This is a genomic window from Nonlabens marinus S1-08, from assembly GCF_000831385.1.
Lineage (GTDB): Bacteria > Bacteroidota > Bacteroidia > Flavobacteriales > Flavobacteriaceae > Nonlabens > Nonlabens marinus.
Map to the genome: position 1 here is coordinate 2,890,926 of NZ_AP014548.1, position 24,995 is coordinate 2,915,920.

A 24,995-nucleotide genomic window follows, 5' to 3' on the forward strand; every position below is an offset into this window, starting at 1 on the left:
GAACAACCCTCAAACCGTATCTTTAAAGACTAGAAAATGAAGTAGATTTTGGAAGATTATTTATCCCAATTAAATGAAGCGCAGCGCCTTCCCGTGCTGCAAAAAGAAGGCCCAATGATCGTTATCGCAGGCGCTGGTTCAGGTAAAACCAGAGTACTAACCTTGCGCATTGCCTATCTCATGCAACAAGGCGTCGATCCATTCAATATACTATCGCTGACCTTTACTAATAAGGCGGCGCGGGAGATGAAAAAACGTATTGCAGATATTGTAGGGGTAAGCGAATCCAAGAACTTGTGGATGGGAACTTTCCACTCCGTTTTTGCTCGTTTGCTGCGCATGGAAGCTGATAAATTAGGCTACCCTTCTAACTTTACGATTTACGATTCTCAAGATTCTCAACGATTGACGAGTGCGATCATCAAGGAAATGGGACTGGATAAGGATGTTTATAAGTACAAACAGATTTTCTCTAGGATCTCGTCTCTCAAAAACAGCTTGATTACAGTACGTGCTTATTTTGCTGATGCAGATCTCCAGGAAGCAGATGCGATGGCGCGTAGGCCACGGTTTGGTGATATTTATAAAGAGTATGTAGAGCGCTGTTTTAAAGCTGGCGCGATGGATTTTGATGATCTATTATTGAAAACCAATGAATTGCTAAATCGATTCCCAGACGTTCTTGCAAAATACCAGAACCGTTTTCAATACATTCTGGTAGATGAGTATCAGGATACGAATCATTCCCAATATTTGATCGTAAAGGCGCTATCAGATAAATTTCAGAATATATGTGTAGTTGGCGATGATGCCCAATCTATTTATGCCTTTAGAGGAGCTAATATCAATAACATCTTAAACTTCCAGCGGGATTATGATGATGTAAAGGCCTACCGACTGGAACAAAATTACCGCTCTACCAAGAATATTGTAGAGGCGGCCAATTCTATTATTGAGCACAATAAAACCAAGTTGGATAAAGTGGTTTGGACCGCTAACAATGATGGCCCCAAAATCATTGTACATAGATTAATGAGCGATGCCGAAGAAGGTCGTTATGTAGCGAGTAGTATTTGGGAAAATAAAATGAATCACCAGCTGGGCAATGATCAGTTTGCTATACTTTATAGAACTAACGCGCAATCCAGAGCCATGGAAGACGCGCTTAGAAAGCGTGATATTCCCTACCGTATTTATGGCGGCCTCAGTTTCTACCAGCGTAAAGAGGTAAAAGACGTACTCTCCTATTTGCGATTAGTAGTCAACCCGAAAGATGAGGAAGCGCTCAAAAGGGTGATCAACTATCCAGCACGTGGTATAGGTCAAACGACCATGGACAAACTCATTGTAGGAGCCAAACAATACGACCGCAGCATTTTTGAAGTTATTGAGAATATCGATCGTGTAGACATCAACATCAATGGCGCTACAAAAACAAAATTGCGCAATTTCGTAACGATGATTAAGAGCTTCCAAGCGCTGGAAGAAACTCAAAACGTATTTGAGTTAACGGAATATGTTATCAAAAAAAGTGCCTTATTAACGGAATTAAAAAAGGACGGAACCCAAGAAGGAATTTCAAGAATTGAAAACATTGAAGAGTTACTCAATGGTATGCGTGACTTTGTCGAAGGGCAAAAAGAAGTGGCAGATGCTAGGGGATCGCTTTCTGAATTTTTAGAAGATGTAGCGCTTGCAACAGATTTAGACAATGACACAGGTGATACAGATCGCGTTTCATTAATGACTATTCACCTTTCTAAAGGTTTGGAGTTTCCATACCTATATATCGTTGGAATGGAAGAAGACTTATTCCCTAGTGGGATGAGCATGAATACTAGAGAGGAGTTGGAAGAAGAGCGTCGACTGTTTTATGTGGCACTTACTAGAGCAGAACATCAGGCTTACCTAACCTATACCTTAAGTCGATACCGCTGGGGAAAATTAGTAGATGCAGAACCTAGTCGCTTTATCAATGAAATTGATGATCAGTATGTAGAGTATACCACTCCCATGGATGATTACAAATACAAGCCACTGCTCGATGCAGACTTGTGGGACGAACCCGATAAATCCAAACTACGCCAGTCTAAGCCTAGAAATGGGACTCCCCCTAGCGTGAATAAACCCAGCGAAGAACAAATCAGGAAGCTGAGGAAAATGAGACCAGTGAGCACCGCGACAAATTCCACACCAGCTGGATTTGAAGGTGACCTTCAACCAGGAATGATGGTGGAACATGCCAGATTTGGACGTGGAGAGGTAGTAAATATTGAAGGTGTAGGCGGTGAGAAAAAAGCGGAGATACGATTTCAAGTAGGTGGATTGAAGAAGCTTCTCTTGAGGTTTGCGAAATTGGAATTGGTAGAATAAGACATAAAACCCATTTTAAATTTCAAATCACAGGATAAGAAAATGTCTAACGGATTATAGATATTAAATCTTAGCCTACGGTGCTAGATTGTAACTTCTTTAAGCTGCATTTCTTGAAAGAGAAATTATCCCATACATTTACAATAACCATCATACCTAGGAATGCAAAATATTCAGTATCCCGTACGTTTCTCCTTTAGAATAACAACTTTAAGCAACGATTTTACGGCCAAGGATGCCACCGGTCAAACCATTGCCTATGTTAGGCAAAAAATGTTCAAGCTTAAGGAGGCGATCACTGTTTACAATAATACCAGTAAATCTGAGGTTCTGTTTACTATTAAAGCAGACCGATGGCTAGACTGGAGTGCCGCTTACAGCATATACGACGCTCAAGGAAAAGTGTTAGGTAAGATTGCTCGAAAAGGATGGAAATCCATGTGGAAAGCAGAGTATAACATTATAGATCAAAACGACAAGCAACAATATAAAGTTCAAGAAGCCAGCGCGATGACGCGTCTTGCAGACTCACTAGTTGGCGAAATCCCTGTAGTCGGTTTTTTTACAGGTTACCTATTTAACCCCACCTATAATGTCACAGATAGAAACGGTGACATTGTTGTCAAATTAAAGAAAAAAGGATCCTTCTTTGGGAAAGAGTTTGAGCTCAACAAAATCGTAGATATTGAAGAAGATGATAAAGAAAGAGTGATGCTAGGTTTGATGATGATGATACTCTTAGAGCGCCGTCGCGGATAGGCCAGACGACAAAAGCTGAGACCATACAGTGACAATAGACGTTTTCCATACAAATTCATGGCTGACAAGAAACTAAAAAGAGATTTAGGTTTTTGGGACGTCCTACTATTTGGTGTAGGCAATATTGTTGGTGCTGGAATTTATGCCATTATAGGACAGGCCGCAGGCTTAAGCGGCAATATGTTATGGCTTAGTTTTGCTGTCGCTGCAATAGTTGCTTTGCTGACTGGATTATCATATGCAGAGTTTGTTAGCCGATTCCCTGATGCCGGAGGTAGTTTTGAATATTTAAAGCAAGGCCTAGGAGAAAAGACAGCCATTGCCATGTCTGTTTTCATAACTCTTACTGGAATAGTTGCTGCAGCCGCCATTTCTATAAGCTTTGCAGATTATGTGAGTCGACTTTTCGATATTCCCAACACCCTAAGTGTCGTTAGTATCATTGTGTTGATGGCCTTTTTCAATATCATAGGTTCCAAATATAGCTCCTACTACAATGGCCTTGCGACTATAATAACCCTAGCAGGTTTGATACTTGTGATTGCAGTTTGTATCCCAGATTTAGGTAATACCTCATTATTTGAAATGAATGAAATGGGATGGACAGGGATACTTGCTGGATCTGCCTTGATTTTTTTTAGTTATGTAGGATTTGAAGACCTCGTCAAAATGGCTGAGGAAACAAAGCAGCCGCGCAAGAACATGCCAAAAGCCATATTATTAAGTGGTCTGATTGTTTTGGTCGTCTATGTGCTAATCGCTATGGTAAGCGTGAGTGTCATGGATATAGATCAGTTAAGCAGTAGCAATGGGCCGCTAGCAGCGGTGATAGAATCAAAGCTAGGGGCTATAGGCTCTATCATACTAGTGGTAGTTGCGCTATTTGCCACGAGTAAGACCATTTTAAGTAATATTCTAGGCACCTCTCGTCTATTATTTGACGTGGCCAGAGACAGTGAAATTTCATGGCTCAAAAAGTTTACCACAATTAGCGGAATTGGCAATACGCCAAACTACGCCATCATAGCTATATCCATAATTACATTGTGTTTTGGCCTAATTGGCAATTTGAAAATGGTCGCCTCCATCAGCAACGTATTTGTATTTATAGTCTTTGTGATGGTCAATATCGCCTTGATCTCTTACCGAGTCAAGATCAGAAAGGAAAAAGATACGGATGAGGATCTTTTTAGGATACCGCTTAACGTCAACAACATTCCATTGCCTACCTTGCTTGCTATAGTCACTTTAGTTTTACTTTTAGCCTTTAATATTTACAATATCATAGAGGGTAAAGCCTGATATAAATAGAAACAAATACCTTGTACGAGAACAGCTTTCCTACCAAACGATTTAAAAACACTTTTGAATTTCTTCAATTGCATGTTGAGCCTTCAGAGAAGATTCTGGATCTAGGTGTAGAGAATCCATTCTCTGTGATCCTGAAGGAAAATGGTTTTCAAGTTGAGAATACCGGTGGTGAAGATTTAGACGACAATTTAAGTACCATTCAATCTTTCACGGGTAGTGTGATTACCGCCTTTGAGATTTTTGAACATTTAGTGAATCCTTATGGTGTTTTGAAGGCCATACCTTGCGATAAATTACTGGTAAGCGTACCCTTGAAGCTTTGGTTTGCGAGCGCTTATCGTAATCCTAATGACCTTAGAGACCAACATTATCATGAGTTTGAAGATTGGCAATTGGATTATGTCTTAAACAAAGCGGGTTGGGAGATCAAAGATTCCATCAAGTTTACAAACCCTACTTCTAAACTAGGTCTAAGACCGCTCTTGCGTCACTTTACAGACCGCTACTATCTTGTATATTGCGAGCGCACTAAAAACTAGAAATTGCACATCGCTATCGTCATACCAGCTTTTAATGAAGAAGCACTGATCGCCCAGACGCTAGAAAGCCTCTGCGATCAAACTCATCCCGCTGCTCAAATAGTAGTCGTAGACGATAATTCTACAGACCATACCTACGACATTGCTGCATCATTTATCACTCGATTACCGCTACAAGTCATTCGTAATTCTTCAAGCGCAGAAAATATTCCAGGCGCCAAGGTGATTCAAGCTTTTAAAAAAGGCCTCTCCTTGTTGGATCTTTCTAAATATGATGTGATCTGTAAGTTTGATGCTGATCTCATTTTTCCAACTGATTATCTGGAGCAAATTGTAGTTCGCTTTCGCGAAAGCGATACCATCGGCATGGTGGCAGGTCATTGTACTATTGAGAAAAACGGGAGTTGGGTACTAGAAAACCAAAATAACCCAGATCACATAAGAGGTGCTTTAAAAGCTTATCGCATCAATTGCTTTGATGCAATTGGAGGTCTAAAAACCAGCATAGGATGGGACACTATGGATGAAATGCTGGCGCGGTACAACGGTTGGAAGGTGGTAACTATAGAGGGTTTGCATGTCAAGCATCTCAAACCTACTGGTGTTTCTTACAAACCGAAATCCCTGCGATTACAAGGGGAAGCATTTTATAAAATGCGATACGGATTACCGCTAACCATGATCACCGCAATTAAGATGGCGTTTAAAAACAATAATTGGAGATTGATTGGTGACTACTTACAGGGATATTTCAACGCACAAAAAAGCGACCTTGATCCTTTAATGACTAAGGATCAAGGCCGCTTTTTGAGATCTTACCGCTGGAAAGGTATTAAATCTAAAATAGGTTTCTAGAAATTAAAGGACATGCCAAAATTAAAATTGAATTGGTTGTTCAGTTCCTCTTCAGGAGTCAACTCATCAGAATCATACTTTGCAAAAGGCACTTGAGCTTCTGTATACAACCCGAAGCCGTCAGAGAAAAAATAACGTGCTCCTAAATGACCACCAAAGTTTTTTGTTCCAAAACTCAGACCTGGATAAAAGTCAAACATTTCATCAACGTTTAAGACACTTCCTATGTTTGCGTTGAAACGCAAGCGCAAGTCTGCTCGTTGACCAAAATCGGCATCCAAAGCATCATCTATAGCCATTGCATAAACAGTAGCCACACCAAACGAGATGTTCTCGCCTACCCCATAATCGTAGGTAGCCTGTATTCCAGTGGCGTTGTCCTGCAAGTTCAATCCTACTTGAAATTTTTGATCACCCTTACCTGTAAAGGCTTGCCCCATCGATAAAGATGTAATTAAAAATGCTGTTGCAAATAATAGCTTTTTCATAATAGCTGTTTTAAGAGTCAAATATACTAGTAATACATTCGAATTATTTTAAAACTTTGGTAATAGGGTTCCCAGTAGCACTATTGGGAAAACTGATTTTTAGTAAAGTAGAGATGGTTGGTGCAATATCTGTTATAGAGGTACGCTCTGCCGATTCTCCCTTTTTAATCCCATTCCCGTAGAAAAGTAAGGGTACATGTGTATCGTAGCTTTGAGCGCTGCCGTGGGTTGAACCTGTTCTAGAATAAACGATCACACCTGGATCTAAAATGAAAATCACATCACCGCTGCGCTGGTGGTGAAAACCATTTTGAATCATAGCAGCCATTCCAGTAGTGAATGATCCTGATACCATAGCATCTCTAGTAAATGCTTTATCAACCCCAGGATAGTTGCGCATCTCTGCCGCTAAAAAATCTTGAAGTTCACCAGAATTTAATTTATTAGAGCGAATCAACTCTTGATCAAAGAAGACCTGGTCGTTGCTCACATTTTTGATAAGACCATTGATCTCAAATTGCGAGACCAATAAACTATCCATCTTTTTTACAAAATTGCGCTCATCAAAATAACCAGCACTAAATTTTTGCTCTTGCAAATATGCAGGAACATTAACGGCTCCATGATCTGCTGTTAGAAATACCGTATAATTTCCCTCTCCTACTTTATCATCCAGCGCCTTTAAAACTCGAGCTATATCTTGATCTAATCTCAAATAGGTATCCTCAATCTCTACAGAATTGACGCCATACTGATGGCCTACATAATCGGTACTTGAAAAGCTAATGGCAAGAAAGTCTGGAATTGAATCCGTACCCATGTTTTCTTTGTCTATTGCTTCAATAGCAAAATCAGCTACTATAGAATTACCGTAAGGCGTCGCTTTAATGAGGTTATAACCTCCATTTTTAGAAGCTAATGACTTTAAATCGTATGGAAAGGTTGCAGTTTCTTTTCCCCTAGGACTTCCTTCATACGGATTCAAATCTGGCCCGCTTGCGGTATACGACTCTAATGGATATAAGGTCTGCCATGTGGTTAAGTATTTCTCTGCTGGTTGAGATGCATTAAATGATGCTACCCAATCTGGCAATTGATTCCTGTAAAAAGAACTGGTGATAAAAGTTCCTTCGTCGCCTCCTCTAAACCAGTAAGCCGCATCTGCTGCGTGTCCCGCCGGTAAAATAGCCCCACGGTCTTTTATGGAAATCCCTATGACTTTAGAGCGACCTTGTGTAAAGAGCTTGAGTTCATCAGTGACCGTTGAACTCAACATGCGTGAGGGCGACATCTTTCCCTCATCGCTAGTAGTGCCTACAGGACTGGCCGATTCATCATCTGCATTGTAAATTGTACGATCAATAAACTTGTCGTACCAATTATTGCCTATGATACCATGATCAGCAGGAACGGTCCCTGTATAAATAGAGGCATGACCAGGAGCTGTATAGGTAGGAACATAATTATAATGATTGTTAGTGACGTTAAAGCCTTCATTCATTAATCGTTTAAATCCACCGTTACCATACCTACTGTAGAAGCGTGTCAAGTAATCATACCTCATTTGATCTACTACGATACCAACTACTAATCTCGGCCCTTCTGGTGGGGTCTCTATAGCTTTGTAATTAGTGCTTTCCAGTTCCGTTGGTTCTTGGTCAGTTAGCTTTCGCGAAAGCGAACAAGAAGTCAACATTAATGCACAGATTGCAACGAGGTAATAAGAAATTTTCATCCTTTTGTTTTGTGCAAAAATACGGTATGCAAATCCTCAGAAGTTTAAGAAAGGATTAAATCCCACCTTGCATTTTATATATATATTTACCGTCAATGAAGATTTTTACTCATTTAGGAAAATACATGATCATGCTTTTTGAGGTCTTCCGTAGACCTACAAAAGCAATAGTTCTCAAGGAGCTAATCTTGAAAGAAATTGATGATCTAATCATCGGCTCAATAGGCATCACTGCTTTTATTGCATTTTTTATGGGTGCCGTTGTCGCGCTGCAAACATCCTTGAACCTTGCCAATCCATTGATCCCAAAATCATTAATTGGTTTTGCTGTACGTCAATCTATTATTCTAGAATTTGCTCCTACGGTAATTTCTATCATTATGGCTGGTAAAGTGGGGTCCTATATTACATCCAGTATTGGAACCATGAATGTGACTGAGCAAATTGATGCATTGAAGGTAATGGGAATCAATCCTTTAAATTATCTAGTGTTTCCTAAAGTGATTGCTATGCTTTTTTACCCACTACTGATTGCGATAATTATGTTTGTGGGAATTCTAGGTGGTTTCATAGCGGCTGTATTTGGTGATTTAGTTAGTGCTCAAGATTTTATAATCGGTTTGCAGGATACATTCGTTCCCTATCAGGTACTGTATGCTTTCATAAAAACTATGGTATTTGGTATAATACTGGCTACCATCCCTAGTTATCATGGGTACTATATGAAAGGCGGTGCGCTCGAGGTTGGTGAAGCCTCTACAACATCTTTTGTTTGGACTTGTGTTGCCATCATTGTTGCTAACTACTTATTGACTTTACTTCTTCTCTGATGATCGAAATAAAAGATTTACATAAAAGCTTTAATGAAGAAATCATCCTTAACGGCATAGATGCAGAATTTATCGCTGGAAAAACTAATATGATCATTGGATCCAGTGGATCTGGAAAATCTGTTTTTCTAAAGAACATGCTGGGCCTTTTTAAACCAGATGCAGGAGAAATCATTTATGACGGTGAGCGATTAAATGAAATGGATGAAGACCGTCAGAAAGAATTGCGTGAGCAAATGGGGATGTTATTTCAGCACAGTGCTCTTTTTGATTCCATGACGGTTGAAGAAAACGTCATGTTCCCGTTACGCATGTTTACTAAAATGCGTCGCAAAGAACGTCAAGAAAGAGCAAACGACATTTTAGAGCGCGTAAACCTAATCAACCTTAATAAGAAAAAGCCAAGTGAGATTTCCGGTGGACAGCAAAAAAGGGTCGCTCTAGCAAGAGCTGTGGTAAATCGTCCTAAATTCCTGTTTTGTGATGAGCCAAATTCTGGACTAGACCCTAAAACTGCAACAATTATCGATAATTTGATTCAGGAGTTAACTCATGAATCAAATATGACTACCGTTATTATTTCTCATGATATGAATTCTGTACTTGAAATAGGAGAAACCATTATCTTTTTGAAAGACGGTAAAATTGCTTGGAAAGGAAATAATAAGCAGATCTTTAAAACAGATAATGAGTCTGTAACTGATTTCGTTTACAGCTCAGAACTATTCCGTAAAGTGCGGATTGCTCAAAATAAGGGGCTCTAGATTCAAGACGCAGTAGCTTAAGACGCTTTTACAACCACACTATCTGACTGAATGCGGTAGCGTAACCATTTACCCAATCTTTTATTAATACTCAACCTATCCTTAGGTCCAAGAGTTGCATCCTTAAAAGAAGTAGTAAATACGTCCACGGTATCTATTTTTTGAGAATCAAATTTTTTTGTAACGTTAGGTGCGTAAGATATGGACTTCAACTCTGGATATAGCAAGTAAGCCTCTTCACTGATGCCTTGAAAATTTTGATTTGCTGATTTTAAACTCAATAATTCTGTTTCCAAAGTGGATATTTTCAGACTTTGGTCTTGGAGTAACTTGATGTCGTTGATTCGGTCATTTTGAATGGCAGTTATATCTCCAAAATTACCATCCACTGTTGGCGATGATCCTTGATAAAATCTAGCGGTAACATTTTCTAATTCTGGAATGGAATTAAATTTAGCTTTCCACTGGTTTATTATGGCTTCAGGCACGGTGGCCCCAAAAAGTACAATATCAACCTGGTTGTCTACCTGATTGTACTCCTTAGTTGCTCTAGTCCCATCATATTGTATATATTCTTTCATGTAACTATCTATGGCGCTCTTTTTAACCTCGTTTTGATACAATTGAACAAATAGATAGACAGAAGGAGCCAACACAAGAAGCCCAACCACAGTTGCAATCCGCGAAACTTTTCTACGTTGTTTTTGATTGGCATATTTTACCATCGGGAACTTCAGCATCTTGCACACTACATAAGTGGACAAGCCTATAAACACCGTATTGATGGAAAACAGATACATGGCCCCACCAAAGTATTGTAGATTTCCTTCCGCTATTCCATATCCTGCCGTACATAGTGGCGGCATTAAAGCAGTAGCGATTGCTACACCCGCAATAGCATTAGAAATAGTGCCCTTTTTAGCTTTAGCTACAATCAACGCTAAACCTCCAAAAATGGCAACCAGCACATCCAAAATAGTAGGATAAGTACGTGCTTCTAACTCTGGGGTGAATAAAGATATCGGAGTTAAGGCAAAATAAAAGGTAGCGGTAAGTAGTGACAGGGCTACCATCACACCTAAATTAATTAATGATCTGCGCAGCATCCTGTCATCGTTGATTGCCACACCTAACCCCATACCAACTATGGGTCCCATAAGTGGCGAGATTAACATCGCACCTATGACCACAGCCGTTGAACTCACGTTAAGTCCTATAGATGCGACAAATATGGAGAATACCAGAATCCAGGCGTTATGTCCTTGAAATGAAATATCCTTCCTGACCGATTCTATAGTTTCATTACGGTCTGAATCCTCACGTATATCTAATAAACCATGAAGAAAGGATTTGGTATTATCCCAAATTCCTAAAATTGATTTTTTATTATCCTCGAGTTGATTCTCTTCTTTAGATGCTTGTTCCATTAACCAATTGCGTCGCCATACGTATCCATAGCGTCTTTTCTTATTTCTTTAATTTCTTGATCTGCCTCGATGGGTATAATCATCAAAACGTCCTCTTCGTCTACAATAATATAATCCTTGAGACCTTGAACAATCACTTTTTTACCTTTAGCGGTACGGATCATGTTTCTACTTGCATCCCTTGAGGTCACTTGGGCATTTACAATGGCATTTTGATCTTTAGTTTTATCCAACCTTGAGTACAAACTCCCCCAAGTTCCTACATCGTTCCAGCCAAAGTCTACCGGCAACACATACACGTCTGGACTGCGTTCCATAACAGCGTAATCGATGGATATGTCTTTGGCTTTGGCATAATTCTCTTCTAAAAATTGTTGTTCTCCAGCTTCATTATAAAACTGCATTCCATTTTGAAAGAGTTGGTATAATTCTGTTTCCGCTTTCGCGAAAGCGGAAATTACCGCGTCTACAGACCATATAAAAGTACCAGAATTCCATAGAAAATTACCTTCTGCAACATATTTCTTAGCAGTAGCTAAATCTGGTTTCTCCCTAAACTGTTTCACTTTTTTCACGGAACCCTCTGACTCCTGAAATTCGATATAACCAAATCCCGTGTTAGGAGAGTCTGGCTCTACCCCCATCGTCATAAGTGCTTCTGGATGATCCTCGCAAAATTGAAAGGCCGTGGTCAAGTCTTTTTGGAATTGATTGTCGTTTTCAATAAAACTATCGCTGGGAGCTACTATCATCCTAGCTTCCGGATTTTTCTTTTGAACTTTCAGGGCTGCAAGTAAAATACAAGGGGCTGTGTTGCGCATAGCTGGTTCTGCTACAATATTCTCAGCGAGAATTTCTGGTAGTTGCTGTTGAACCAAATCAATGTAATCTGTGTTAGTTAAAATCAAGATATTTTCAGTGGGCACCTGTTTCTTCAATCGGTCAAATGTGGTTTGGAGCAAGGATTGGCCTACTCCCAGCATATCATGAAATTGTTTAGGAAAAGATTGACGGCTCACTGGCCAAAATCTTGATCCCACACCACCAGCCATAATTACTGCATACTTATCACTCATAGACTTTTCCATAATTGAACGTGCACATTAGGCTGAAAAACATACATCCTCCCTGTATCAACCTCCATACATTCATACCGTTTACGTAATTTTTTTCCTCTTTGAAACCTTCGCCCATCTTTGGTCAAGAAGTAGTCCCCAGTATTCATCTCAAATATATAGATTTTATCTGTTGGGGGGTCATAGGATTTTAACGCAACACTCATAGCTGCGTCTGTATCACTACTAGCGTAAGGATTTCTGAAATGTCTGGCCAATACTGGCAGTAAATCCATAGGAAACACTTCCGGTCGCAAAAAAGGCAACATTAGTTTTTGAAAGGTTTGCTTCCATTCTATCCCGTGCGGCTTGATACGATACCCGTATTTTTTGAATGCGACCAAATGGGCAATCTCATGCACAAGGGTAATCAAAAACCGATAAGGGTTGAGATTAGAATTGATCGTGATCTTATGAGAGCCATCTGGTAGTGGACGGTAATCCCCATGCCTAGTTCTGCGCTCGTTGACAATTTTCAAATGCACATGATGTTCCTCCAACAGTGCAGTCAGTGGACTGACAGCAACAACTGGAAGATACTTTTCTAGAACATTCATAGTTTTTACTGTAAATAAGCGTCAACTGAAAAGCTGATTCTAGCCTATTTCCCTTTCTTCTGAGCTTCTTGCTGTGCTTGAGCTTGCTCCATGATCTTTTGCATCTTAGTAGCAAAGCCACCTTTTTTCTTAGGCTTAGCTTTCGCCTTTTCAATTTTAGCTAACACGCGATCCTTGTCGATAATAAAGTTTTTGATTACTAACATGATACCAATCGTAATCAAGTTAGACACAAAGTAATACAATGACAATCCACTCGCATAGTTATTAAAGAAAACTAGCATGAATAATGGTGATAAATACATGATAAACTTCATGTTAGGCATACCAGGTTGTGGCGTCTGCATGCTTTGACCTGTAGTCATTTGCATATAAAAGAATATAGATATAGAAGCCAGAATCGGGAATAAACTTACGTGATCACCGTAAAATGGTATATCAAAACCTTCTGGAAACTTGTATATCGTGTCATAACTGGATAAGTCATTTGCCCATAAGAAACTCTTCTGCCTCAAATCAAATGCGGTAGGGAAAAACTTAAACAGCGCAAAGAACACAGGCATTTGAAGCAATGCTGGCAAGCAACCCGACAAAGGACTCGCGCCCGCCTCGCTCTGCACCTTCATAGTTTCCTGCTGCTTTTTCATCGCATTGTCCTTGTACTTCTCCGCAATGCGGTTGATTTCTGGACGTAGGATTTTCATTTTTGCCTGGGTCAAATAACTCTTGTACAGGACGGGAGATAGCACTAACCGCACACATATAGTCAACAGAATGATCGCAATACCAAAAGCAATACCTAGATCAACCGTCAAGAATGAAAACAACGGGCGAATGGCATATTGATTGATCCAACCAAAAATTCCCCAACCTAAATCAACTACTTCATCTAAATTGCGTTCATACCCATTTAAAATATCAAAGTCAGTCGGACCGAAGTACCAATTCATATTGTAAGCTAACTCACCACCGCTGTATTCCATTTGAAGTTCTGACTCAAATTCTTTTGTAAATGTGTCTTGCTCTTCATTTATTTCCTCAATATTCTTTGATTTCAATACACCACTAGCAAACGGTGTATCTGTCAATAATATAGAGGAGAAGAAGTGCTGCTTGTAAGCTACATAAGTAATGTTCTCTTCTTCCTCTTCTGCACTCTCTCCTTGACCGGTATAATCGTCGCTACCGCCATCGTATTCGAATTTAATCTCCGTATAACGATTCTCGTTAGTCATGCTCTTTGACCTGCGGTAGGCTTTCATTTGCCAATCGAGAACAGCATTTTCTGAGGAATTTACAACGCTTGAAACCCCTTGAGTTCGAATAGTGAAATCCAGCATATAATCACCTGGTTCCATCTCATATCTATACTCAATAGAACCGGATCCTACAGGTGCTTTCATTGAAAGTACCTTATTAGCACCGTTAGTAGATTGAGTAGGTGTAAAAACTAGATCCTTGGTATGAATTTTACGACCGTCCTTAGCTGTTAAGATCAGATCAAAGGAATGATCATTTTCCTTAGCTAGATATACTGGTAAGGAGTCATATGTGTGAAATTTCTTAAGTAATGCCTCAGTAACATAAGCTCCTTTAGTATTAAATTTCAAATCCAACAAATCATTGGAGAGTTGCACTTCTTGACCCGCAGCAGGTTGTGGTATAAACGTAGAATCTGAAACTTGAGTCACTGAATCAATAGCTGCAGTCTTCACCGGCTCTTCTTCAACCTGCGCTACTTCTGCTTCCTGATCTACAGGCTGCTCTGGCTCATTATTGTAAACAAAAGTGTACATGAGAATGGCAAAAATTAATGTCATTCCTAGTATGGTCTTCCAGTCTGTTTTCTTCTCTTCCATAAAAATCCCCAGAATCGGGTGAATTTGCTCGTTAAAGCTTTTACTTGTATGCGATATGATTGTTAGCAGCTCGCTTTCGCGAAAGCGAACTTCTTTCTACTTTCTATTCTTTTTAAATTGAGCTGCGGCTTTTACAAAAGACACAAACAAGGGGTGTGGTGTTGCCACGGTACTCTTATATTCCGGGTGGTATTGAACTCCTATGAACCATGGGTGCTCAGGAATTTCCACCACTTCTACCAAGCCTGATTTAGGGTTGATCCCAGTACTTTTCAATCCGGCAGCATCGAGTTGTGATAAATACGCATTGTTGAATTCGTAACGGTGTCTGTGACGTTCTGATATCAATGATTTTTCATAAATCTTTTTGATCTTGCCTGACTTTAGTTCACAGTCCCAAGCCCCTAAACGCATGGTTCCACCCATATCAAGAATATCTTTTTGATCTTCCATAAGTGAAATCACAGGGTCTGGAGTATTTGCATCCATCTCTACGGAGTTGGCCTCTTTAAGACCTAACACATTGCGGCTGTATTCTATAACGGCCATTTGCATACCTAAACAAATTCCGAAAAACGGTATTCCCTTCTCTCTTGCAAATTGTACAGCTGCAATCTTACCTTCTATGCCACGCTCACCAAATCCTGGAGCCACTAGCATCCCGTCCAAATGAGCGAAATGTTTCTTCAATTTAGTAGGCTCTAAATGCTCGCTATGTATGGATTCAATTTTTACACTCACTTCATTAGCCGCACCTGCGTGAATGAAGGCTTCTAATATAGATTTGTATGAATCCTGAAGCTCCACATACTTCCCTATCAACCCGATAGTTACTTCCGACTTAGGGTTTTTGTGACGCTTTAAAAATTTATTCCAATTAGTTAAGTCTGGAGTGTCACCAGTTCTCAACAACATTTTTTTAATTACAACTGTATCTAGCCCTTGTTCTAACATCTTGTTAGGAACATCATAAATGGTTTCAACATCTATAGACTGGATCACAGCTTCTGGCTTCACGTTACAAAAACGTGCTAGCTTCAATCGTATATCTTCTGAAAGCTCATGCTCTGTACGACAAACCAAAATATCTGCCTGCACACCACTTTCCATCAAAGTTTTAACGCTGTGCTGAGTAGGCTTTGTTTTCAATTCGCCAGCCGCACTCAAGTAAGGAATTAAAGTTAAGTGAATCACTAAAGCGTTGCGCTCTCCCAGCTCCCAACTTAATTGACGAACGCTTTCTATATAAGGCAAAGACTCGATATCACCTACAGTTCCACCTATCTCTGTTATTACCACATCATAATCGCCAGACTTACCTAAAATCTGAATGCGATGCTTGATCTCATCTGTGATATGAGGAATGACTTGAACGGTTTTTCCTAAGAATTCACCTCGGCGCTCTTTTTCAATAACGCTTTGGTAGATACGACCAGTGGTTACATTGTTAGCTTGTGATGTATTAACATTGAGAAAACGCTCATAGTGACCTAAGTCAAGATCAGTTTCAGCACCGTCTTCTGTCACATAACACTCTCCATGCTCATAAGGATTTAAAGTTCCAGGATCGACGTTTATATAAGGATCGAGCTTTTGGATGGTAACTCGCAACCCTCTGGCTTGCAGCAATTTTGCAAGTGAAGCGGCAATAATACCTTTTCCTAATGAGGAAGTAACTCCACCTGTAACAAAAATATACTTAGGATGTGCCATAGAACCTTCGCTGAGCTTTTTAAAAACCAGCTGCAAAAGTACTTATTTTACGAGGAAATTAAGAATCTAAACGCAGGGAAAAATCGCCCCATTTCGTAATCAAGATAATCCGATATGAGCTTAAGAACTTTTTTGATTGATACTGAACATAATCGTCAAATCGTAACCTCTAAGACCAGCTGAACTCAATATTCTTTTCAATATCTGGATGAAGGCTATTCATCACTGGACAAGTTTGAGCTACGCGCTCTAGAATCAATTGAGCCCTTTTGTCACAATTTCCTTTCATGGATAGCTGCACCTCAATTTTAGAAATTCGTCGTGGTTCTGCAGCCATGATTTTAGTCACTTGTGCGGTGCTTCCTGCCAAGTCAACTTTTAAATCTGCCGCTTTGATTCCCATAACGGTCATCATACAACTTGCAAGACCTGCTGCTACAGTATCAGTTGGGGAAAAAGCTTCGCCTTTACCATTATTATCTATTGGAGCATCAGTTGGATATTCACTACCGCTTTTCAAATGCTTTGAATTGCACCTCAAATCACCTAAATAGGTGACCTGTGAGGTAATAGGTCTAGTTTCTTTCATAGACTTGTACTTCTTCAATACTTAAATCTGGTTGATAACGTAAGATGTAACAAGCCTCATTATAAAAACCTGCCAAAAACCTCTTGTTGTATTCAAAGCTATTTTCGACCATTACTGTGCGGCCGTTACGCATAGCACTTTCATACAAATTGTCTGCACTGGCCTGTCTCAAAATAACATCCATTGCAACATCAAATCCTCTAGTGGCATAATCACTAGGTGTAATTCCATGCTTCTTGAAATAATGGCTTGCAAAAATATTCTCGCTACTGGTATTTCTGTTAATTTGAGGGTACGTGTAGTTAACGGCAGCCAATCCTAAATTATTAATGCTATTATCATCTAGATCCTCCATCCCAACCATGGTGATGTTGTAAGAGCGTGCCTTTGCACCATAATCAGATACCGCACCTGTAAAAATCTTAGCTTCTTCTGCAGCTAGAATAACTACATTATCTCGATCCTTTACTAGTGGACTGGTGTACTTGTTACTAGATATGTAATTATTGTCATCAGGATACAACACGGTTGCATTAGGAAACAGCGCTGTAAATTGATTTTTCAATTGTGGCTTCTTATTGTCGCTGACTATAATAACATTTTTACCCGCGGCAAATCCAACCAAATAATTTTTCAACCGGTTCATCAAGAAGTCTTCGTCTGGCCTAGCTTGAAATAAATTCTTGTACAACTTTACATCAGTATTTGTAAGCGGAGAAACAACTGGGATATCATCGTCCTTCAATTCCTTGGCTACGGCTACCACATTTTTAGCCATCAATGGGCCAATAACACTGTTGTATTTTTTGAAATCATTATTCCTCACAATACTTATTGCAGTAGACTCATTTTTACCAGTATCAAATACATCAAAATCAACAGTCACTCCTAGAGCTCTTGCAGAGTCTCGAGCGATCATCATACCACTATAAAAGTCTGTAGCGATTCTCATGGTTTTGTCTGATTTAAGCAATCCTACCAACTCATCTCCAGACGCATTTCTTACTGAAAGTGGTAACATGACTGCGATGCGCTGATTCCTGTAGTTCCGAATGCTATCTACAAGCCTAGCATACGTAGCAGTGCTTTTCCAGGGTGCTGGCGCACCACGCTCCTTCACTCCTTTATAAGGAATTCGCAGCACCATGCCAGATTTCACACCATCTTTCAAGGCAGGATTAAGTGCAATCAAAGAATCTTTTTTAAGCCCAGTCATTTTTTCTAGACTGTACATGGTCATTTTAGGTTGAACTTGATATTCGACATATTGAAGACTGGCTTTTTTTGCTTCGCCCTGCTCCGATTTACGGTCAGTTTTGACCTTAGTGACAGAACTTGATGAAATTTCAGTAACTAATGGGCGGATGCTTTCCTCAACCTCATAAGGAACATTCAATACCATTCCTTCTTGTAAATCTTCAATTCCTGGATTCAAATCATCCAAAATATCAATAGAAATATTATGCTTCTTAGCAACTCGATACTTTCCCTCAGATTTTTGAACACGGTATTTTCCTGGAACTAAGCCTTCTTGACCGGCATATTCTGGTACAGCGTTCGTACTAACTGCGACTGATTCTACAGCTGCGCCTTTCTTAAAAACAGGAATAAGAATCCTGTCTCCTTTTTGAAGCGACTCAGAATACAGTTTTTTATTAGCCTCCTTGATGTCTAGAACGGTGACCTTGTATTCTTTGGCCAGTGTGTACAGCGTTTCTTTACGTTTGACTTTATGCTCTTCGTAGCGCTCTATGGGTCTTTTTGTGATCGTTTTATTTGACTTTGGAATTAACAAAGTCGCCCCTTTTTTCAAACCCATTTTTAGGTCTGGGTTGAGCTCGATCAGTTGCTCTGCAGTAATGTTATACTGGTTAATGATTTTGTAAACGGTATCTCCTTGTTCCACAACATGGCGTTCATAGCCTTGAACTATGGAGGAGTTCGCTTTCGCGAAAGCGAAACAAACCATCATTATTACTGCTATATATTTTATCATTTTATTCCCATTCTATGGTTGCAGGCGGTTTTGAACTGATGTCATACACTACTCTATTAACGCCTTTCACTTTATTTATTATCTCATTGCTGGTATCCTGAAGGAATTTGTAGGGTAAGTCCACCCAGTCTGCTGTCATTCCATCAGTACTTTCCACCGCTCGCAATGCCACACACTTTTCATAGGTGCGTTCATCTCCCATAACTCCTACTGAATTCACAGGAAGTAGAATCACTCCAGCTTGCCATACTTTATCGTATAGTTTCCACTTCTTTAGGTTAGCTATAAAAATAGCATCTGCTTCTTGTAGTAACCGCACCTTTTCTAGATCCACATCTCCCAAAATACGTATAGCAAGTCCTGGTCCAGGAAATGGATGCCTTCCTAATAGGTTCGTTGCCATTCCCATCTCAGCCCCTACACGTCGCACTTCATCTTTAAATAGCATGCGCAATGGCTCAACTATTTTGAGTTTCATGAAATCTGGTAAGCCACCTACATTGTGGTGAGACTTTATCGTTGCACTAGGTCCATTTACTGAAATACTTTCAATAACATCAGGATAAATGGTTCCTTGAGCTAGATAAGTCACATCCTCAATGGCATGCGCTTCATCATCAAAAACCTCAATGAAAGCACGGCCTATAGCCTTGCGTTTCAACTCAGGATCACTGATATCTTTCAACGCATCCATAAATCGTGCCGTCGCATCTACACCTTTTACGTTCAAGCCCATATCCTTGTATTGATGAAGCACTTCATCAAATTCATTTTTGCGCAATAATCCATTGTTTACAAAAATGCAGTACAAGTTTTCACCTATCGCCTTATGAAGCAAAATGGCGGCCACGCTAGAATCTACACCACCGCTTAAACCTAGAACCACTTTGTCCTCTCCTATTTTTTCTTTGAGCTCTGCAACTGTCATATCAACAAAAGCACCCGGTGTCCAGTCTGGAACCACACCTGCAATCTCGATTAAAAAGTTATGCAACAACTGTTTCCCATCGGTACTGTGGTACACTTCTGGGTGAAATTGAATTCCATATGTTTCTTCACCGTCTACTCGGTACGCAGCATTCAATACATCTTGTGTACTAGCCAGAGTTATAGCGTTTGCTGGTAACTCTTTAATAGTATCGCTGTGCGACATCCACACTTGCGAGTTTTCAGTAATGTTTTCGAATAAAGTTTCAGCGTCTTTAACTACTGTCAAATTTGCGCGTCCATATTCTCTGGTGCTCGATGGGGCCACTTTACCACCATGAAAATGAGCTAAATATTGAGCGCCATAGCATACTCCTAGTAAGGGTAGCTTCCCTTTTATATGAGATAAATCTGGGTGCGGCGCATCGTCAGATCGTACAGAAAATGGACTACCTGATAAAATAACCGCCTTAAAGGCAGATAAATCTTGTGGAACTTTATGAAAGGGGTGGATCTCACAGTAAATATTGAGTTCTCTAACACGGCGTGCTATAAGCTGTGTATACTGGGATCCGAAATCTAAAATTAAGACACTGTTTTGCATGCGCAAATTTACTTTATTAAATAAAAAAGATAGACTCTTTAACGTCAGTTATTATTAAACTCATAAAAAACCTAGAGCTCAATCACTGTAAATTGAAAATCTAAGGGGTCTAAGGATTCCTTTAAAATGTTAATCAATTCAGGACCGTAGTCTTTATAGAAATAAGAAAAATTAGCTTGACGTTCTTGTAAACTTTCTTTAGGAAACAAAACCTGCTTTAATTGAAGAGCTCGTGAAATTTGATCGTTCCATTTCCGCTTTTGGGCTTTGATCAATCGTTTTTCAAGGTGTTCCAACCCTTTAATTTGCTTACGCTCCTGCGCTCCCACCGCATTTAAAAAAGTAGGATCTGTTTTTTCAGCTAATGAATACAACTCCTCAAATTGTTTCTTTAGATGATTTTTTTGGTCTTCAAAATCAATTGGGATTTCGCTGACCTGACGCACAATCTGTTCCTCTAGTTCAAAGTCTTTTTGAAATAAGTCTTGCACTTGGAGGTTCATTTTAGCCAATTTCCCCACTTGCTTTCCAGGTACTAAAACTGCGGAGTTACGCAGAAGCAAAATCGGAAACGGTATTTCTTGCGAATCAAAATAACTTTTAAGTTCTAACCAGTAAGCGATTTCACCACCACCGCCTATGTAGCATAAGTTAGGTAAAATCACCTCTTGATACAGCGGCCGTAAAATTACATTTGGAGAAAAACGTTGTGGATGAGTATATAATTCCTGTAAAATTTCTTGCTTTGAAAACACCAGTTTTGTTTCATCAATATAAAACTGTTGTTCTTTTTCAATTATGCGATGCCGACCGTAATCAGTTAAATAAAAAAGGTTTATTTCTCTGGGATTCACTTGAATTTTGTAATCTTCTTTCCAACCCTTTATCGTTTTTGATACTTTCTTAAAAGACGTTTGCTGTAGTAGCTCATCTTCAAAATAAGGAATCACTAACTCTTTCAAAGCAGCATCATCAGCATCTAAAATAACCAGGCCTTCCTCTTTGAAAAGCGAGTGAGCGAGTAGTTGAGTGGCTACAGCTAAATTTTCACCAGAATAAGAATGTTCAAATAAGGTACTAAGTTCTTCAGCATATCTAGCCGGCCCCATCAGTAATTCTAGCTGCTCTTTTACCTGCTCCAAGCCTGATGTATCCAGCCGCCCTACCGCTCCAGCACTTTCCCTGTCATATACTAATTTGCGCTCGCCGTAGTTAAAATATTTAATTTCATCAAAATCATGATCTTCTGTCGCCATCCAGTATATCGGTACAAAACGACTATCTGGATAGGCCTCTTTCAATTGCTTACATAAGTTGATGGTACTTATGATTTTATACAAGAAATAAAGCGGGCCAGTAAAGAGGTTTAATTGGTGTCCTGTTGTGACAGTAAACGTATCCTGATGATCCAGCGCATTGATATTCTCAAGAGTTTTAGCTGCATCAGTATTATTTTCGTACTGAATTAGTAGACTTTTCTTTAACACAGCACGCTGTATTTGAAGATTTGCCTGATTACGCTTTTCTTCCATCTGCGCTTCAAAATTTTGCACATCAGGAAATCGATGGTACAGATCCCGTACGGAATCTTTTTGATCCAAATAATCCTTTATCAGCTTTGAAAAATACCTCAAACGTTGGTATGGAATTTTGGATGAATTCATGAAACTTGAGTAAATGGGATAAAATGTGGTGTTTTTCGCTTTCGCGAAAGCGAACTTGATAACCAGCTATTTTGCTGTTTTAGATTTTGGTTTAGGTTGATATACCGGTAGAATCTTATTAGACACCTCTCCAAAACCTATACGGATAGGGCCGTTGTTGCAAAAGCCTCTCATCGTTACCGTATCGTGATCATTAATAAAGCTACGTTCTGATCCATCATTTAACTGGACAGGTTTTTCTCCTTTCCAACTCAATTCGAGCATGGACCCATAACTATCTGCGCTAGGACCTGATATGGTACCACTTCCCATCATATCACCGCTGTTGATTCGACAACCATTTATGGTATGATGAGCCAATTGTTGTGACATACTCCAGTACATATATTTAAAGTTGGATTTACTGACGGTTGTAGCTGTTCCATTCTCTGGAGTAATATCTACCTCTAAATGGATATCAAAACTTTTCTTTCCTTTCTGTTTTAAATAATCTAGCAAAGGCTGTTCTGGCTCAGGCCCTTCACATCTAAAAGGCTCTAAAGCATCCATAGTAACTATCCATGGACTAACGGAGCTTGCAAAGTTTTTACCTAAAAACGGTCCTAACGGCACATATTCCCAGCGCTGTATATCTCTTGCACTCCAGTCATTGAATAAAACCATTCCAAAAATATAATCCTCTGCCTTATCGACTGGAATAGGTTGCCCTAGGTTGTTAGCATCTGTAGTGATAAATGCCATTTCCAATTCAAAGTCTAATGAAGTTGAAGGCGCTACAATCGGTTTATCTGACCCATTAGGTAACTGCTGTCCTTGCGGGCGGTGAATGGCTTTTCCTGAGGGAATAATGGAGCTAGAACGACCGTGATAAGCTACTGGCATGTGCAGCCAATTGGGCAACAAAGCATTTTCTGGATCCCTAAACATGGATCCTACGTTTGTGGCATGCTCTTTACTACTATAAAAATCAGTATAATCACCTATCTGTACAGGCAATTGCATTTCAACATCGTCCATATGAAAAATGACGCGTTCACGGTGCTCCTTATGATCCCTCAGCTCAGCATTTGATTTGTCAAAAATATCGCCTATCCTATTTCTCACCAGCCTCCAGGTTTTTTTACCATCAGATATAAAGTCGTTCAAGGTATCCTGCATAAACATATCATCAGTCAAGGGGACACTATCAAAGTAACCTAACTCCTGCAATGCGCCTAAGTCGATAGCATAATCTCCTATACGGGATCCTATGGTGATAACATTCTCCCTTGTAAGAAAAACTCCGAAGGGTATATTCTGAATAGGGAAATGTGTGTCCTGGCTATAACCTATCCAAGAGGTTCGATTTGGGTTATTCGTGATTTTTGGCATGGGTCGGTTTTAGGTTGTTAAAAAGTACTGATCAAATATATTGATCATCCATGCTAACATAAGGGTTGTAACGTACTTTTGTATTTAAATTTTTCACAAATGGCAGCAATGGATAACCAGATATTTGATTTAATAGAATTAGAGGGAAAAAGACAAGTTTCAGGACTAGAATTAATAGCAAGTGAAAACTATGTGAGTGATAATGTACTGCGAGCAGCAGGCTCTATTTTGACCAATAAATACGCAGAAGGCTATCCAGGTAAAAGGTATTATGGAGGCTGTGAAGTCGTTGATGAAATAGAAAATCTAGCGATCGATCGCGCAAAATTACTTTTCAATGCAGAATATGTAAACGTACAACCACACTCTGGTAGCCAAGCAAACACTGCTGTATTTCATGCCTGCTTAAAACCAGGTGACAAGATATTAGGTTTTGATTTGTCCCATGGTGGACATTTGACACATGGCTCACCTGTTAACTTTTCAGGAAAACTCTATGAAACTTCATTTTACGGAGTCGAAAAAGAAACAGGCCTACTGGATTACGATAAAATTCAAGAGAATGCGGAGAGGGAACAACCTAAATTAATCATTGCGGGTGCATCTGCCTATAGTAGAGAAATTGATTATAAGAGATTCAGAGAAATAGCAGACTCTGTGAATGCTATTTTACTAGCAGATATTGCCCATCCAGCGGGATTGATTGCGAAAGGACTTCTTCAAGATGCAGTAGAACATGCCCATATTTGTACCAGTACCACTCACAAGACCTTAAGAGGACCACGTGGGGGTATCATCATCATGGGAGCTGATTTTGAAAATCCATTTGGAGACAAGCTCAAGAATGGCAATCTGAAAATGATGTCTAGCTTGTTGAACAGTGGTGTTTTCCCAGGAAATCAAGGTGGTCCATTAATGCACATCATAGCAGCTAAAGCAGTCGCATTTGAAGAGGCATTGCAGGATGATTTTTTACATTACACGGTCCAGACTAAGAAGAATGCAGCAGCCTTAGCCAATTCACTTAAAGCGAAAGGCTATAACATCATATCTGGTGGAACTGATAACCACATGATGCTTATCGATCTACGCAACAAAAATATTACAGGTAAGGATGCAGAAATTGCACTCGGCAAGAGTCACATTACTGTGAATAAAAACATGGTACCATTTGATAGCGAATCTCCATTTGTAACCAGTGGTATCCGCATAGGAACAGCTGCGATAACAACTCGAGGTATAGACACGCAAGACATGGAAAAGGTTGCAAGTTGGATCGACGCAGTAATCAATAACAAGGAAGATGAAGAAAAGCTCAAGGAAATCGGTGAAGAAGTCGCAGAATTTACCGCAGGTTATCCTATATTTTCCAAATAAGCAGCGATTAAGCACACAATAGCGCCCACCACTTCAAGCCCGATACCAACGTATCGGGTTTTTTTATGTCCCTATTTTATTCCTGTAAAGAAGTTCGCTTTCGCGAAAGAATACTTCCCATAAATTACGTAGAAGTTTAACA

General features: G+C 39.7%; 20 protein-coding genes. 8 read left to right on the top strand and 12 right to left on the bottom strand.

Features of this window, described 5'->3' with window-relative positions; all coding sequences use genetic code 11:
- Positions 1-48: 48 nt before the first annotated feature.
- From NMS_RS13220 to NMS_RS13240, 5 genes are all read left to right on the top strand, one after another.
- Complete coding sequence (locus tag NMS_RS13220) at positions 49-2,373, top strand: ATP-dependent helicase (RefSeq protein WP_041497292.1); 2,325 nt, start codon at positions 49-51, stop codon at positions 2,371-2,373.
- Between the two features lie 162 nt (positions 2,374-2,535).
- A complete protein-coding gene (locus tag NMS_RS13225) occupies positions 2,536-3,132 on the top strand; it encodes an LURP-one-related/scramblase family protein (RefSeq protein ID WP_041497294.1) in 597 nt (198 codons plus the stop codon).
- A gap of 57 nt (positions 3,133-3,189) precedes the next feature.
- Positions 3,190-4,434, top strand: coding sequence for an APC family permease (locus NMS_RS13230; protein WP_041497295.1), 1,245 nt, complete (start codon positions 3,190-3,192; stop codon positions 4,432-4,434).
- Between the two features lie 20 nt (positions 4,435-4,454).
- The gene (locus NMS_RS13235; protein ID WP_041497296.1) at positions 4,455-4,982 is read left to right on the top strand and encodes a methyltransferase; all 528 of its coding nucleotides are present in this window, start codon (positions 4,455-4,457) and stop codon (positions 4,980-4,982) included.
- A gap of 3 nt (positions 4,983-4,985) precedes the next feature.
- Positions 4,986-5,837 carry a glycosyltransferase gene (locus tag NMS_RS13240; protein WP_041497298.1) on the top strand — a complete coding sequence of 284 codons (852 nt, stop codon included), beginning with the start codon at positions 4,986-4,988 and terminating at the stop codon, positions 5,835-5,837.
- Here NMS_RS13240 and NMS_RS13245 read toward each other — a convergent pair.
- Together NMS_RS13245 and pafA are read right to left on the bottom strand one after the other, a co-directional pair.
- Positions 5,834-6,325, bottom strand: coding sequence for a DUF6646 family protein (locus NMS_RS13245; protein ID WP_041497299.1), 492 nt, complete (start codon positions 6,323-6,325; stop codon positions 5,834-5,836). The genes NMS_RS13240 and NMS_RS13245 overlap by 4 nt on opposite strands.
- Positions 6,326-6,368: 43 nt before the next feature.
- A complete protein-coding gene (gene pafA / locus NMS_RS13250; protein WP_041497300.1) occupies positions 6,369-8,060 on the bottom strand; it encodes an alkaline phosphatase PafA in 1,692 nt (563 codons plus the stop codon).
- A gap of 95 nt (positions 8,061-8,155) precedes the next feature.
- On the opposite strand from pafA, the gene NMS_RS13255 reads away from it, so the two are divergent.
- Positions 8,156-8,890 (top strand): MlaE family ABC transporter permease, encoded by a 735-nt coding sequence (locus NMS_RS13255; RefSeq protein WP_041497302.1) that lies wholly within the window; start codon positions 8,156-8,158, stop codon positions 8,888-8,890.
- Positions 8,890-9,654, top strand: coding sequence for an ABC transporter ATP-binding protein (locus tag NMS_RS13260; RefSeq protein ID WP_041497304.1), 765 nt, complete (start codon positions 8,890-8,892; stop codon positions 9,652-9,654). Before NMS_RS13255 ends, NMS_RS13260 begins: the two co-directional genes overlap by 1 nt.
- A gap of 17 nt (positions 9,655-9,671) precedes the next feature.
- Here NMS_RS13260 and NMS_RS13265 read toward each other — a convergent pair whose 3' ends face one another.
- The 10 genes from NMS_RS13265 to fahA form a co-directional block, all read right to left on the bottom strand.
- A complete protein-coding gene (locus NMS_RS13265) occupies positions 9,672-11,081 on the bottom strand; it encodes a DUF389 domain-containing protein (protein ID WP_041497305.1) in 1,410 nt (469 codons plus the stop codon).
- Entirely contained in the window at positions 11,081-12,157 is a 1,077-nt protein-coding gene (locus NMS_RS13270) for a mannose-1-phosphate guanylyltransferase (protein ID WP_231862403.1), read from the bottom strand. Before NMS_RS13270 ends, NMS_RS13265 begins: the two co-directional genes overlap by 1 nt.
- Positions 12,154-12,753, bottom strand: coding sequence for a SprT-like domain-containing protein (locus NMS_RS13275; RefSeq protein WP_041497307.1), 600 nt, complete (start codon positions 12,751-12,753; stop codon positions 12,154-12,156). Before NMS_RS13275 ends, NMS_RS13270 begins: the two co-directional genes overlap by 4 nt.
- A 44-nt stretch (positions 12,754-12,797) precedes the next feature.
- Positions 12,798-14,612: a membrane protein insertase YidC gene (gene yidC, locus NMS_RS13280; protein WP_041497308.1), complete on the bottom strand. Its 1,815-nt coding sequence runs from the start codon at positions 14,610-14,612 to the stop codon at positions 12,798-12,800.
- Positions 14,613-14,708: 96 nt separating this feature from the next.
- Positions 14,709-16,325, bottom strand: a complete 1,617-nt coding sequence (locus tag NMS_RS13285; RefSeq protein WP_041497310.1) for a CTP synthase — start codon at positions 16,323-16,325, stop codon at positions 14,709-14,711.
- A 169-nt stretch (positions 16,326-16,494) separates the two neighbouring features.
- On the bottom strand, positions 16,495-16,896 hold the full coding sequence (locus NMS_RS13290) for an OsmC family protein (RefSeq protein ID WP_041497763.1): 402 nt from the start codon (positions 16,894-16,896) through the stop codon (positions 16,495-16,497).
- A 4-nt stretch (positions 16,897-16,900) separates the two neighbouring features.
- Positions 16,901-18,910: a LysM peptidoglycan-binding domain-containing protein gene (locus NMS_RS13295; protein ID WP_197539485.1), complete on the bottom strand. Its 2,010-nt coding sequence runs from the start codon at positions 18,908-18,910 to the stop codon at positions 16,901-16,903.
- 1 nt (position 18,911) lies between these two features.
- A complete protein-coding gene (gene guaA, locus NMS_RS13300) occupies positions 18,912-20,441 on the bottom strand; it encodes a glutamine-hydrolyzing GMP synthase (RefSeq protein ID WP_041497312.1) in 1,530 nt (509 codons plus the stop codon).
- Between the two features lie 71 nt (positions 20,442-20,512).
- On the bottom strand, positions 20,513-22,105 hold the full coding sequence (gene bshC / locus NMS_RS13305; protein ID WP_041497313.1) for a bacillithiol biosynthesis cysteine-adding enzyme BshC: 1,593 nt from the start codon (positions 22,103-22,105) through the stop codon (positions 20,513-20,515).
- Positions 22,106-22,171: 66 nt separating this feature from the next.
- Positions 22,172-23,476: a fumarylacetoacetase gene (fahA, locus tag NMS_RS13310; RefSeq protein WP_041497314.1), complete on the bottom strand. Its 1,305-nt coding sequence runs from the start codon at positions 23,474-23,476 to the stop codon at positions 22,172-22,174.
- A 99-nt stretch (positions 23,477-23,575) separates the two neighbouring features.
- Here fahA and glyA point away from each other — a divergent pair, with 99 nt between their 5' ends.
- Positions 23,576-24,853: a serine hydroxymethyltransferase gene (gene glyA / locus NMS_RS13315; RefSeq protein ID WP_041497316.1), complete on the top strand. Its 1,278-nt coding sequence runs from the start codon at positions 23,576-23,578 to the stop codon at positions 24,851-24,853.
- The last annotated feature ends 142 nt before the right edge of the window (positions 24,854-24,995 follow it).

Excerpts from the sequence above, each read along its gene's own strand:
- NMS_RS13225 (WP_041497294.1), top strand. The coding sequence starts at position 2,536 with ATGCAAAATATTCAGTATCCCGTACGTTTCTCCTTTAGAATAACAACT.
- NMS_RS13230 (WP_041497295.1), top strand. The coding sequence starts at position 3,190 with ATGGCTGACAAGAAACTAAAAAGAGATTTAGGTTTTTGGGACGTCCTA.
- NMS_RS13245 (WP_041497299.1), bottom strand. The coding sequence starts at position 6,325 with ATGAAAAAGCTATTATTTGCAACAGCATTTTTAATTACATCTTTATCG.
- pafA (WP_041497300.1), bottom strand. The coding sequence starts at position 8,060 with ATGAAAATTTCTTATTACCTCGTTGCAATCTGTGCATTAATGTTGACT.
- NMS_RS13255 (WP_041497302.1), top strand. The coding sequence starts at position 8,156 with ATGAAGATTTTTACTCATTTAGGAAAATACATGATCATGCTTTTTGAG.
- NMS_RS13260 (WP_041497304.1), top strand. The coding sequence starts at position 8,890 with ATGATCGAAATAAAAGATTTACATAAAAGCTTTAATGAAGAAATCATC.
- NMS_RS13265 (WP_041497305.1), bottom strand. The coding sequence starts at position 11,081 with ATGGAACAAGCATCTAAAGAAGAGAATCAACTCGAGGATAATAAAAAA.
- NMS_RS13270 (WP_231862403.1), bottom strand. The coding sequence starts at position 12,157 with ATGAGTGATAAGTATGCAGTAATTATGGCTGGTGGTGTGGGATCAAGA.
- NMS_RS13275 (WP_041497307.1), bottom strand. The coding sequence starts at position 12,753 with ATGAATGTTCTAGAAAAGTATCTTCCAGTTGTTGCTGTCAGTCCACTG.
- yidC (WP_041497308.1), bottom strand. The coding sequence starts at position 14,612 with ATGGAAGAGAAGAAAACAGACTGGAAGACCATACTAGGAATGACATTA.
- NMS_RS13285 (WP_041497310.1), bottom strand. The coding sequence starts at position 16,325 with ATGGCACATCCTAAGTATATTTTTGTTACAGGTGGAGTTACTTCCTCA.
- NMS_RS13295 (WP_197539485.1), bottom strand. The coding sequence starts at position 18,910 with ATGATAAAATATATAGCAGTAATAATGATGGTTTGTTTCGCTTTCGCG.
- guaA (WP_041497312.1), bottom strand. The coding sequence starts at position 20,441 with ATGCAAAACAGTGTCTTAATTTTAGATTTCGGATCCCAGTATACACAG.
- bshC (WP_041497313.1), bottom strand. The coding sequence starts at position 22,105 with ATGAATTCATCCAAAATTCCATACCAACGTTTGAGGTATTTTTCAAAG.
- fahA (WP_041497314.1), bottom strand. The coding sequence starts at position 23,476 with ATGCCAAAAATCACGAATAACCCAAATCGAACCTCTTGGATAGGTTAT.
- glyA (WP_041497316.1), top strand. The coding sequence starts at position 23,576 with ATGGCAGCAATGGATAACCAGATATTTGATTTAATAGAATTAGAGGGA.